Below are 11739 nucleotides of genomic sequence, written 5' to 3'. Positions count from 1 at the left end.
GAGAATATGAAAGTTGTAGAAACAAATTTTACCGATGCAAAATTGTTAGAACCGAGGTTGTTTGGAGACGAGCGTGGCTTTTTTTCAGAGAGTTATAATAAGCAGGTGCTAGAAACATTAGGGATAACGTATTCATTTGTACAGGATAACGTATCTTATTCGGCTAAGGCAGGAACGATTCGGGGACTACACTTTCAAAAAAAACCGAAAGCACAAACGAAACTCATTCAAGTTATGCAAGGGGCAATTTATGATGTTATCGTTGATTTACGAAAAAAATCACCAACATTTAAACAATGGAAAGGATATATTTTAAGTGCAGATAACCATCGGCAATTACTAGTGCCAAAAGGGTTTGCGCATGGATTTTGCACGCTTGTTCCGCATACTATCGTTATGTATAAAGTAGATGAATATTATAGCGCAGAGCATGACTCAGGATTACTTTGGGAAGATAAAGATTTAGCAATTCCTTGGCCAGTAACTGATCCTATATTGTCTGATAAGGATCAGTTATTACCATTACTAGAGGAATATGAAGATAGTTTTTAAGTAGGAGCGTTGTTTATGAATATATTAGTAACAGGTGGGGCTGGATTTATTGGAAGTAATTTCGTTCATTACATGCTACAAAGTTATGAAACTTATAAAATTATTAATTACGATGCGCTAACATATAGCGGGAATTTAAATAACGTAAAATCTCTTCAGAATCACCCGAATTACTCTTTTGTAAAAGGAGAAATTCAAAATGGAGAGCTATTAGAACATGTTATAAAAGAGCGAGACGTACAAGTGATTGTAAATTTTGCAGCTGAATCACATGTGGACCGTAGTATTGAAAATCCGATCCCTTTTTATGATACAAATGTAATTGGGACGGTCACTTTATTAGAACTAGTTAAAAAATATTCGCATATAAAACTTGTGCAAGTGTCAACAGATGAAGTGTATGGCTCTTTAGGAAAAACAGGGAAGTTTACAGAGAAAACACCGTTAGCTCCAAATAGTCCATATTCTTCAAGTAAGGCGAGCGCGGACATGATAGCTCTATCTTACTATAAAACATATCAATTACCGGTTATAGTAACGCGTTGTTCTAACAATTATGGGCCGTACCAGTATCCCGAGAAATTAATTCCATTAATGATTACGAATGCACTGGAAGGAAAAAAATTACCGTTATATGGTGATGGTTTAAATGTAAGAGATTGGTTACATGTAACGGATCATTGCGGTGCGATTGACGTTGTTTTGCATAAGGGACGTGTAGGAGAAGTATATAATATAGGTGGAAATAATGAAAAAACAAATGTAGAAGTTGTGGAACAAATTATTAATCTTTTAGGAAAAACAAAAAAAGAAATTAAATATGTTACAGATCGTTTAGGGCACGATCGTCGTTATGCGATTGATGCAGAGAAAATGAAGAATGAATTTGATTGGGAACCGAAATATACGTTTGAACAAGGATTACAAGAGACGGTGAAATGGTATGAAAAGAATAAGGAATGGTGGAAACCACTAAAAGACCAGTAAGGGGCATGTTAAATGAAAGAGAGGGTTATCATAACAGGAGCAAACGGTCAATTAGGAAAGCAACTATTTGAAGAGTTAGACTCTGAAGAATATGATATATATCCATTTGATAAAAAGTTATTAGATGTGACAAATATATCCCGAATACAACAAGTGGTACAAGAAATAAAACCACATATAATTATTCATTGTGCTGCCTATACGAAAGTAGATCATGCGGAGAAAGAACAGGATCTTGCGTATAGAATAAATGCAATCGGAGCTCGAAATGTAGCAGTCGCTTCACAATTAGTAGGGGCGAAGCTAGTTTATATTAGTACTGATTATGTATTTCAAGGCGCCAGACCAGATGGATACGACGAATTTCATAGTCCAGCGCCGATAAATATATATGGGGCCTCTAAGTATACGGGGGAGCAGTTCGTCAAAGAGTTACATAATAAATATTTTATCGTTCGCACATCGTGGCTATATGGTAAATATGGGAATAATTTCGTGAAAACGATGATGCGATTAGGAAAAGAAAGAGATGAAATATCTGTTGTAGCGGATCAAGTTGGCTCTCCTACGTATGTGGCGGATTTGAATATGGTTATTAATAAGCTCATTCATACTTCTTTATACGGTACATACCACGTATCAAACAGAGGCTCATGCTCTTGGTTTGAATTTGCACAAAAGATATTTTCGTACGCCAATATGAAAGTGAATGTATTACCTGTTTCAACGGAAGAATTCGGGGCTGCGGCTGCGAGGCCCAAATATTCTATTTTTCAACATAACATGCTAAGATTAAATGGTTTTTCACAAATGCCGTCTTGGGAAGAAGGATTAGAGCGGTTTTTTATAGAAACCAAAAGTCATTAACAAATTTCTGTTAATGACTTTTTTGTTTGCCTTTAAGCGGTTTTATGGTACTATAATTATAGTATCAGGTACTAATAACAAGTATAAGTATTTCTGGGAGGATATATCATGGAACTATTACAAGGGAAAACATTTGTTGTTATGGGCGTTGCGAACCAAAGAAGTATTGCATGGGGAATAGCTCGCTCTTTGCATAATGCAGGTGCAAAATTAATATTCACATATGCAGGAGAACGTTTAGAAAGAAACGTTCGTGAATTAGCGGACACATTAGAAGGACAAGAATCACTTGTATTACCTTGTGATGTAACGAATGATGAGGAACTTACAGCTTGCTTTGAAACAATTAAACAAGAAGTAGGTACTATTCACGGTGTAGCACATTGTATTGCTTTTGCAAATCGCGATGACTTAAAAGGTGAATTTGTAGATACTTCTCGCGATGGATTTTTACTTGCACAAAATATTAGTGCATTCTCTTTAACAGCTGTAGCAAGAGAAGCAAAAAAAGTAATGACAGAAGGCGGAAATATTTTAACGTTAACATACCTTGGCGGCGAGCGCGTTGTGAAAAATTATAACGTTATGGGGGTTGCGAAAGCTTCATTAGAAGCGAGCGTGAAATATTTAGCGAACGATTTAGGTCAACACGGTATTCGTGTTAACGCTATTTCTGCAGGACCAATTCGTACGTTATCTGCAAAAGGTGTAGGCGATTTCAACTCAATCTTAAGAGAAATTGAGGAGCGCGCACCACTTCGTCGTACAACAACGCAAGAAGAAGTTGGCGATACAGCAGTATTCCTATTCAGTGATTTAGCACGCGGTGTAACAGGAGAAAACATTCATGTTGATTCAGGGTATCATATCCTAGGATAAATATAATATTAATTTTTAAAGGACAATCTCTAAATGCTGAGATTGTCCTTTTATTTGTTCTGAGAAAGAACGATTTTTAACGAAAGTTCTTGCCACGTGATGAATATAACTATAATAGTACACGATTTATTCAGCTACGTATGGAAGTGGGAGGGACGAGTGTGAAGAATAAAAATAAAAGTTCAACAGTTGGAAAACCGTTGTTATATATTGCGCAAGTAAGTTTAGAACTTGCTGCACCGAAAATAAAAAGGATTATCCTGACAAACTTTGAAAATGAAGATCCAAAAGAAAAAAGTAACATACAGGAAAATGTTGTAAGTAGTGCTGTGGAAGAGGTAATAGAACAACAAGAAGAACAGCAAGTGGAAGGGAAAATAGAAGAAGAGGAAAAAGAAGAGCATGCAGAACAAGAAGAGCAAGAACCAGAACCAGTAAGAACTGTCCCACATAATAAATCATTTAAGGATATGAATAATGATGAAAAAATTCATTTTTTATTAAACCGCCCTCATTATATTCCGAAAGTAAGGTGCAGAATAAAAACAGCTACAGTTTCTTATGTTGGATCAATCATATCGTATCGTAATGGCATCGTATCTATTATGCCGCAAAATAGTATGAGAGATATTAGGTTGTCTATAGATGATATCCAATCAATTAGTATGGCCGGCTTTTAAATATGTAAAGGTGGTAGAAAGCTTCTACCACCCCAATAGTTTTTTAGTTTACTTCACTTATTAGATAGTAACGTCGCGTAAGCACTGAATCGCACAGAAACAGCTTAAATCAACAGTAATGCAAGTAGATGTCGATACTAGTCTTGCATTTGGTACAGCTAAAAACGTACAAATTGGGTCATCAGTAGGTGGTACAGGAGAGCTATCACCTAATACTACACTTAATACACGTAGTACAGCACAGCTATCATCATCTACACTTTCCACACGGAAAATTGGAGATCGGCAGCCAACAAGGCTTGCAGATGGCGCAAATGCTTCAAATGGTGCTCCAGCTTTTGTGTATAAAATAAAAGGACGTGTATTTGCTACTGATGCAGTATTATGTGCACCTAAAAATGGGATTTCACAACCAGATCCACACGTTGTTGTAGAACAATCTTGTAATTCATTGATGAATTTAACAACGTCAACTACACAATGAGAAGAGCCATGGTGTTTATTTTCGTTACAACTCATTAATGTCACTCCTTATCTTCTTGTTTGTATTTACATTAATAAGATATTGGAGTCGAGGAGATTTGGTCACAATCTCAAGACCTTTTTTTTTAAATAGGCGAAAGAGGATAAGGGAAGGTGGAATTATGCTGTTTACAAGCTGGCTTTTATTTTTTATTTTCGCGTTAGCAGCCTTTAGGCTCACTCGTTTAATTGTTTATGATAAAATTACAGCCTTTTTGCGAAGACCATTTATTGATGAATTAGAGATTACGGAGCCAGATGGAAGTGTATCAACGTTTACAAAAGTGAAAGGTAAAGGATTAAGAAAGTGGATTGGCGAATTATTAAGCTGTTATTGGTGTACAGGTGTATGGGTTAGTGCTTTTTTATTAGTTTTATATAATTGGATTCCTATTGTTGCGGAGCCGTTACTTGCATTATTAGCTATTGCAGGAGCAGCAGCAATCATTGAAACGATTACAGGATATTTTATGGGAGAATAATATATTTTCATAATAAGAGAAAAAGCGGAGTTTAAAAGAATGAGGGAACGGAAATAAAGAGTTGTTCATATAGTAAATAGACAGAATTGACAGTAGAGGAGATGTTTGCTGTGAGCAATAATCCAAGGCAAAATTCATATGACCTGCAGCAGTGGTATCAAATACAGCAACAGCACCATGCACAACAACAGGCATATCAAGAACAATTGCAACAACAAGGATTTGTGAAGAAAAAGGGATGTAATTGTGGAAAAAAGAAGAACACAATAAAACACTATGAAGAATGAAACACTCATGTTACTGTGAGTGTTTTTATTATATATAAAAAGCGGTATTTCTGTATTAGAAATACCGCTTTTTACTAGCTAATTTGTGCAACTGTTAATGCTGCTGCACGGATGTCTACAGTTCCAATTAACTCAACTGGTACAATTCGAATTAAGTCACCAGGGTTTAAGTTAATAAGAATAACACCGCTGGATACGTCTACTTCACCAGTACCAATAACGTTAGAACGAACCGCTGTACCTGATCCAGGAATAATGTTAGCTGGCGCATTTAATGATAAGAAGAAACGACCAGCTTCTGGTGCTACAGGTGCGTTATCAAGACTAATCGTTAATGTATAACTGATTTGATAAATACCAGCTCGTAGAATTCGAATGCCATCTCCAACACTTACTGTATCATTTATTACAGGAACAGTAATATTTGGGTTTGGACTTACGCTAGGTAATAATAGTGGTGTAAATAGTGAAGCGAACTGAGGTGCAGACGCGTTGAAAGCAAAACCGAAGGCAGGTAGTGTACTAGCTGGTTTTGCCTCGCAATCAATTTTAGTAAATTCGCAATCAGAAGAGAACATGTTTTTCACTCCTTTATCTGTTTCTACTTTCAGTTAATGAAAAGGACAGGTTCTATGTTCTAGACAAGTTCCCAATTTTAAGAAATTTACATAAGAATACTCTTTAAGCATGGATTGGGTGGCAGAATACTCTGCCACCCAATCCATACTTAACTCATTATTTAGTTTTAAATTGTAACATCGCGTAAGCATTGAATAGCACAGAAGCAACTTAAATCAACAGTAATGCAAGTGGAGGTTGATACTAATCTTGCATTTGGTACAGCTAAAAATGTACAAATTGGGTCATCAGTAGGTGGTACGGGTGAGTTATCACCTAATACTACAGTTAATACACGTAATACAGCACAGTCATCATCATCTATACTTTCTACGCGGAAAATTGGAGATCGGCAACTAGTAAGGCTTGAAGATGGTGCAAATGCTTCAAAAGGTGCTCCGGCTTTTGTGTATAAAATAAAAGGACGTGTATTCGCTACTGATGCAGTGTTATGTGCTCCTAAAAATGGAACTTCGCAACCAGATCCACATGTTGTCGTTGCACATTCTTGCAGTTCATGTATAAAGCGAACGACATTAGATACACAGTTGAAATCACAATCATGTTCATGATGGTCTTCGTTACAATTGCAGCTCATTATGTTCACTCCTTCTCGTGAGTTCTGACATACACTATTACAATATGAGTGGGATATGGCTGATATTACGTTAATTCTCACGATAAAAACAAGGAATTTATATAGGAGGGATGTACATAACGTGATATAAAAAAAGACATCCTTATTTAGTGGATGTCTTTTCAGGTAAATCTTTTCGCACAGTATATAAAAAACGAGATATGTCTAATTTCTTTCCTCTGAAAAATTGCGGAGAAGAAATGTAAAGTTCTTCTTTCGCACGTGTAATGGCGACATACAGTAATCGGCGTTCTTCTTCTAGCGCTTCAGAAGTTTCCGTAATACGATCATTTGCATCTTTTAAAGAAGAAGTATGGGGCAGGATTCCATCACTCGCTCCAAGTAAAAAGACACATGGAAATTCAAGGCCTTTTGCGTTATGGATTGACATAAGTGAAACGGCATCTTTTTGCGGCATTGTTTTTAATGCTTCCATTTCTTTTTGACCTTGAATCGCCTCGTCGATAAATTGTAAATAAGCTGGAATATCGGTGAAACGAGTTGCAGACTCCATTAATTCTTCCAACATTTCTTCTTGTATGTCTTTATGCATCGTAAAGGAAGAACGATCGTTACTTTGTAAGTACTCTAAATATTTTCCTTTACCATGAATGATTTCTTTTAATGCTTTTTTCGGTTCTAATTCTTTAATAAACTTAATAAAATCGATGCGCTCATTTACCTTTTTCACTTGAAAAGGTTTTAAGCTTGGATTTAATAGTAAGAAATGAAGAAGAGAAGGGAAGCGTCCCTCACCATATTTCCATTGTTCACGTTCAATAAATGAAATACAATCATCACGTCCGATATACATCGTCGGCAATATGTTTGAAAGTGATTCTAGTCGAAACGGCTCAATCACGAGTCTTAAATGATCTAATACAGGCTTAATTAAAGAATGTTCATAAAATGATTGGCTCGCCCCGTGTTTAATAAACGGGATTTTATGAATGGTAAGCTGATCAAGTAACGAACGACTTACAGAATGTGTGCGATACAGTAAACAAAAATCTTTATAGTTTCGTTCACCGCTATCTACTTTTTCTTGAATGAGCTGTAAAATTTGATTTGCTTCATCAAGAGTCGTAGCAGGTCTTGCATAAAAAGGTTGTACACCTTCCTCACGAACGGAGTATAGCTCTTTATCAAAACGTTCTTGATTTAATTTTATAACTTCATTTCCAAGCCCGACGATAAAGGGATTGGATCGATAATTCGTATTTAGTGCAATAATTGTTGTGTTATCAAATTCTTTTGGAAAAGATAAAATAATTTGGTGACTTGCCCCTCGCCAGCCATAAATTGCTTGATCATCATCACCTGCGATGAACAAATTATTTCTTGGCGTGGCTAACAATTTTACAATTTCATATTGTGCATAGGATGTATCTTGAAACTCATCTACTTCAATGTAGTGAAAACGTTGTTGTAATTGAGTTAGTAAAGGAGCATTATTTTCTAACATATAATATGTTTCCAATAAGATGTCATCGAAATCAATATAATTGTATCGTTGTTTTACCTCTTCAAAACGTTCATATACTTCTTTAAATTCTTGTTCCACTGGTGTTTTCGCTTTTACATCTTTCGGACGATTTAATTTGTTTTTTTCAAGTGAAATCATCGCGAGCATCGTTTCCGCATCATAATCGTCTTTTAAACGCAATTCTTTTAAGATTTTCTTTATCATAATTTGTTTATGTTTTTCATTTGCTAAAATTTGCTGATTATAACCTTGACTACGAAGCAATTTTAAGAAAACAGAGTGGAATGTACCAGCAACAACGTAGCTACTTGCTGCATGATTCATACCTGGTAACTTCGCAACACGACTTCGGATTTCTTCAGCTGCTTTTTGTGTAAATGTAAGTAATAAAATATTTCGTGGATGAACTTGTTTTACATTTACTAAATAACCAACGCGAGTTGTTAAAACAGATGTTTTCCCGCTTCCAGCACCAGCTAGTGTAAGAACAGGACCTTCTGTTGTGCGCACGGCTTCTAATTGTTTTTCGTTTAAAAAAACATTTTGTTGTTCAAGAGCGCGGAAATAAGCCGCATCTACATCTTCTTCCATAATTAAATGGGTAGATGTTTTCGGAATATGATATGTCGCACGCGGAATATCAGCGTGTGTTAACGATTTTTGTGAAAATTTTTCTTGTGTCATATGTTCACCTTCAAAACTATAGCATCAACATTTAACTTTAGCGGAAGAAAAAGAAAATAGCAATGTAAAAAAACAGGAGGGGTTACCTCCTGTTTTCAAATTACAATTTTTTTATCATTACGACGTGCGGGATATTTGCTTCCATAAATACATCAGAACTTGTTACATATCCAAGTTTTTTATAGAAATCTTCAGCATGTGTTTGAGCGTGAAGTTTCAATTTTGGTAGCGAATTTTCTTTTGCATACGCTTCAAGAGAATCCATAACAATTTTTCCAATCCCTTTTTTGCGATGGGAATTTAGCACGCAAATGCGTTCCATTTTTCCTATACCATCAAGTATGCGAAAACGTCCAGCACCAACTGGAACATCATTGTCATATATAACAACGTGTGTTGAAGTTTCTTCAAACTCATCGTACTCTTCTTCAGCAGAGACACGTTGTTCATTTACAAACACTTGTTTACGTACAGAGAATGCATCTCTTAGTTGTTCGTCCGTTTGTACAATCTGTGCGTGCAAATTAGTTGTTCCCCTTTCCAAGACGGAATGTTTCGTGTACAGTCCATGTTCCATTTTCTAATTGATATAGAAGATGGAAACGATCAATTGGTTGTTCGTAATAGAAATCTTTCATACGTAATCGGCCCAACACATCAGCATGCTCTGCATCTGATAAGCCTTGTCCGATTGTTAAATGAGGTACGAAAGCATATTCGCGTTCTTGCGTGAATAACCCGCTATGCATTTCTTCATTTAAGAAAGTAAGTTCAGGTGTTTTTTCTACTTTAAAGTAAAGGACGTTATTAACAGGTGCGAAAGAACCAACTTTCCCAACATGAAGGGTGAAAGGGTTCGTTTTACTTGCGATTGTATGTAACTCGTTTACAATCGACTCTAATTGTTCATCTTGGGCCTCAAAGGGTGTTTTCAATGTAATATGTGGCGGAACTAATGCGTAGTGCGGGTCATAACGTTTACGCAATCCGTTCGCTTTATCTTGAATCATTTTAGATGGAAAAATTACAATGCCTAATTTCATGTTCCAATTCCTCCCTTTGTAAGTCTAGTTAGATTTTGAGATAAATAAATCTCTTTATCTATTATATCAAATTATTCTGAATACTGCTCTCTATTATTTCATTGATAGAATATGAGAGAAGGCTTTCGGTAAATCAGTCTGCCAATATTTCCAAGTATGATTGCCTTCAAATTCCTCGTAATGCGTGATGAAGTTTCTATCTGTAAGAAGCGTATTTAACTCACGGTTCGGCCCTACGAAATCAGATACTTGTCCATCAGTACGCTTTACAGCCGTTTCTTCTGTACCGATGACGTGATACAGTTCTAACGCCTGTGGATCTTTGAATTCTTTTGCTAAGTTCATCACTGTCTCATCCACAAATGGTGATTGCATAACGACTTTACCGAATGTATGCGGATACATAAGTGCAGTCATAAAGGAAACTGTTCCGCCAAGAGAATCACCAATTAAAACACGACCTTTTCCCATTTGGTACGTTGGATAATTTTCATCAATATATGGTGCAAGTTCATGAGCAAGGAAACGAATATATGCAGCATTTTTCACTTCATTTGGGAAATATTTTTCTTTACGATCATGTACATTTTTATATGGAATACCGACAATAATTGTACGGTCAATTTCTTCGGTTTCACGAAGGCGCTCAATGACACGGTGCGCTTTACCGAGCTGAAAATAATCTCTACCATCTTGTGCAATTACAACTGTATGTTTGTGCAGTGGTGTGTAATTTACTGGTAAATAAACGAGAAGTGTAACATCTTCTTGAAGTGATGCGCTATAAAATGAAATTTCTTCAATTCTCCCTATTGTTTGACTCATGTAGATCCCCCTAAATAAAAATTTACTGTAACGATTGTAAGAGCGACGCTTGTAGTGAAAAGGAAAGAAATATTCACTAATTGGTGCCTTAATTTCTATTTTACCATAATGGTACGAAGAATCTAAAAAATTAGTATTTAAGTTACGAAAGAAAACGGATATAATGAAGTGGGATTTTTGACAGGTGAGAGGGGAGACAGGATTTGAAACAAGAAAAATCAATCGCACTACCATTGGCTATTTCTATAATTGCCATTTCCTTTGCAGCAGTTTTTGTAAAGATGTCCTCAGCACCATCTTCAATATTAAGTATGTACCGCTTATGGATTATCGTACTTATTATGCTGCCTATCGTATGGAAAAAAAGAGAGGAATTTAATAGGATTCAAATGAAAGATTGGGGCTTTTTAATTGGATCTGGTTTCTTTTTAGCACTTCATTTTCTTTTATGGTTTGAATCTTTAAAGCATACAACAGTTGCTAGTTCAACAATTATTTTGGCACTTCAACCAATCGTATCTTTAGTTGGAGGTTTTTTTCTATTTAAAGAAAGAACAACATATTCAGCCATTGCAACGATGGGAATCGCTATTTTAGGAGTAATGTGCATTGGTTGGGGAGATTTAGGTTTAAGTAAGCAAGCAATTTATGGTGACATATTATCCTTTCTAAGTGTAATAGCAGTTGTCGGTTATTTATTTATCGGGCAAACGACAGTGAAGAAAGTATCGCACTGGATTTATAGCTTTACAGTCTTTGCGTTCGCAGGTCTTTTTATGGGGATTTATAATGTCATATTACAAGTTCCCTTTACAGGTTATACGAGGTGGGATTGGACTGTTTTTCTTTTACTTGCAATTGTGCCAACAGTGTCACATGTAATTAATAACTGGCTATTAAATTATGTAAATGCAACGACAATTTCAATGAGTATTTTAGGAGAACCTGTTGGAGCATCTATACTTGCGTTCTTCTTACTTGGAGAAAAATTAAATGCAATGCAAATTATCGGTAGCATGCTCGTATTGTTTGGTGTATCTGTTTTCTTACTGCAGCAACAAAAACGTACAGCAAAAAATGTCGTAAACGAGCCGGTGTATACACAGGAATTATAGTGTTAGGGGAGAAAAGAGAAGTTGTGATACTTCTCTTTTTGTTTTATAGAAATACGGGTGTAGAAGGGGGAGGAA

15 protein-coding genes are annotated in these 11739 nt (G+C 35.9%); 8 read left to right on the top strand and 7 right to left on the bottom strand.

What is annotated here, in order from left to right:
- Positions 1–6: 6 nt before the first annotated feature.
- The 5 genes from rfbC to ACTFSL_RS03045 all read left to right on the top strand — a co-directional run bounded on the left by rfbC (position 7) and on the right by ACTFSL_RS03045 (position 3965).
- Positions 7–552, top strand: coding sequence for a dTDP-4-dehydrorhamnose 3,5-epimerase (rfbC, locus tag ACTFSL_RS03065; protein WP_440041148.1), 546 nt, complete (start codon positions 7–9; stop codon positions 550–552).
- Positions 553–567: 15 nt separating this feature from the next.
- A complete protein-coding gene (rfbB, locus tag ACTFSL_RS03060) occupies positions 568–1539 on the top strand; it encodes a dTDP-glucose 4,6-dehydratase (protein ID WP_440041147.1) in 972 nt (323 codons plus the stop codon).
- Positions 1540–1551: 12 nt separating this feature from the next.
- Positions 1552–2406 (top strand): dTDP-4-dehydrorhamnose reductase, encoded by an 855-nt coding sequence (gene rfbD, locus ACTFSL_RS03055; RefSeq protein ID WP_000664657.1) that lies wholly within the window; start codon positions 1552–1554, stop codon positions 2404–2406.
- Positions 2407–2514: 108 nt separating this feature from the next.
- Entirely contained in the window at positions 2515–3285 is a 771-nt protein-coding gene (gene fabI, locus ACTFSL_RS03050) for an enoyl-ACP reductase FabI (protein ID WP_000421886.1), read from the top strand.
- Between the two features lie 140 nt (positions 3286–3425).
- Complete coding sequence (locus ACTFSL_RS03045; RefSeq protein ID WP_440041235.1) at positions 3426–3965, top strand: spore coat CotO family protein; 540 nt, start codon at positions 3426–3428, stop codon at positions 3963–3965.
- Positions 3966–4025: 60 nt separating this feature from the next.
- Here ACTFSL_RS03045 and exsY read toward each other — a convergent pair whose 3' ends face one another.
- Entirely contained in the window at positions 4026–4484 is a 459-nt protein-coding gene (exsY, locus tag ACTFSL_RS03040; RefSeq protein ID WP_001277735.1) for an exosporium assembly protein ExsY, read from the bottom strand.
- A gap of 125 nt (positions 4485–4609) precedes the next feature.
- Here exsY and ACTFSL_RS03035 point away from each other — a divergent pair, with 125 nt between their 5' ends.
- Both ACTFSL_RS03035 and ACTFSL_RS03030 read left to right on the top strand, forming a co-directional pair.
- Positions 4610–4969 carry a DUF1360 domain-containing protein gene (locus ACTFSL_RS03035; RefSeq protein ID WP_000899662.1) on the top strand — a complete coding sequence of 120 codons (360 nt, stop codon included), beginning with the start codon at positions 4610–4612 and terminating at the stop codon, positions 4967–4969.
- A 101-nt stretch (positions 4970–5070) separates the two neighbouring features.
- The gene (locus ACTFSL_RS03030) at positions 5071–5256 is read left to right on the top strand and encodes a hypothetical protein (RefSeq protein WP_014894818.1); all 186 of its coding nucleotides are present in this window, start codon (positions 5071–5073) and stop codon (positions 5254–5256) included.
- A gap of 74 nt (positions 5257–5330) precedes the next feature.
- On the opposite strand, the gene exsF is transcribed toward ACTFSL_RS03030, so the two are convergent.
- The 6 genes from exsF to ACTFSL_RS03000 all read right to left on the bottom strand — a co-directional run bounded on the left by exsF (position 5331) and on the right by ACTFSL_RS03000 (position 10549).
- Positions 5331–5834: an exosporium protein ExsF gene (gene exsF, locus ACTFSL_RS03025; protein ID WP_440041146.1), complete on the bottom strand. Its 504-nt coding sequence runs from the start codon at positions 5832–5834 to the stop codon at positions 5331–5333.
- 167 nt (positions 5835–6001) lie between these two features.
- A complete protein-coding gene (gene cotY, locus ACTFSL_RS03020; protein WP_001277698.1) occupies positions 6002–6472 on the bottom strand; it encodes a spore coat protein CotY in 471 nt (156 codons plus the stop codon).
- A 142-nt stretch (positions 6473–6614) separates the two neighbouring features.
- Positions 6615–8681 carry an ATP-dependent helicase gene (locus ACTFSL_RS03015; protein WP_000191201.1) on the bottom strand — a complete coding sequence of 689 codons (2067 nt, stop codon included), beginning with the start codon at positions 8679–8681 and terminating at the stop codon, positions 6615–6617.
- 100 nt (positions 8682–8781) lie between these two features.
- On the bottom strand, positions 8782–9204 hold the full coding sequence (locus ACTFSL_RS03010; RefSeq protein ID WP_000543296.1) for a GNAT family N-acetyltransferase: 423 nt from the start codon (positions 9202–9204) through the stop codon (positions 8782–8784).
- Between the two features lies 1 nt (position 9205).
- Positions 9206–9724: a YjcG family protein gene (locus ACTFSL_RS03005; RefSeq protein ID WP_000765863.1), complete on the bottom strand. Its 519-nt coding sequence runs from the start codon at positions 9722–9724 to the stop codon at positions 9206–9208.
- A 93-nt stretch (positions 9725–9817) separates the two neighbouring features.
- Positions 9818–10549 carry an alpha/beta hydrolase gene (locus ACTFSL_RS03000; RefSeq protein WP_000084013.1) on the bottom strand — a complete coding sequence of 244 codons (732 nt, stop codon included), beginning with the start codon at positions 10547–10549 and terminating at the stop codon, positions 9818–9820.
- A 203-nt stretch (positions 10550–10752) separates the two neighbouring features.
- On the opposite strand from ACTFSL_RS03000, the gene ACTFSL_RS02995 reads away from it, so the two are divergent.
- Positions 10753–11664, top strand: a complete 912-nt coding sequence (locus ACTFSL_RS02995; protein WP_000806943.1) for a DMT family transporter — start codon at positions 10753–10755, stop codon at positions 11662–11664.
- Positions 11665–11739: the final 75 nt, after the last annotated feature.

Origin of the sequence: Bacillus cereus group sp. MYBK108-1 (assembly GCF_051917185.1) — a bacterium.
GTDB lineage: Bacteria > Bacillota > Bacilli > Bacillales > Bacillaceae_G > Bacillus_A > Bacillus_A cereus.
The sequence above is the reverse complement of the archived record's forward strand: the minus strand, read 5'-3'. Positions and strand labels throughout refer to the sequence as shown.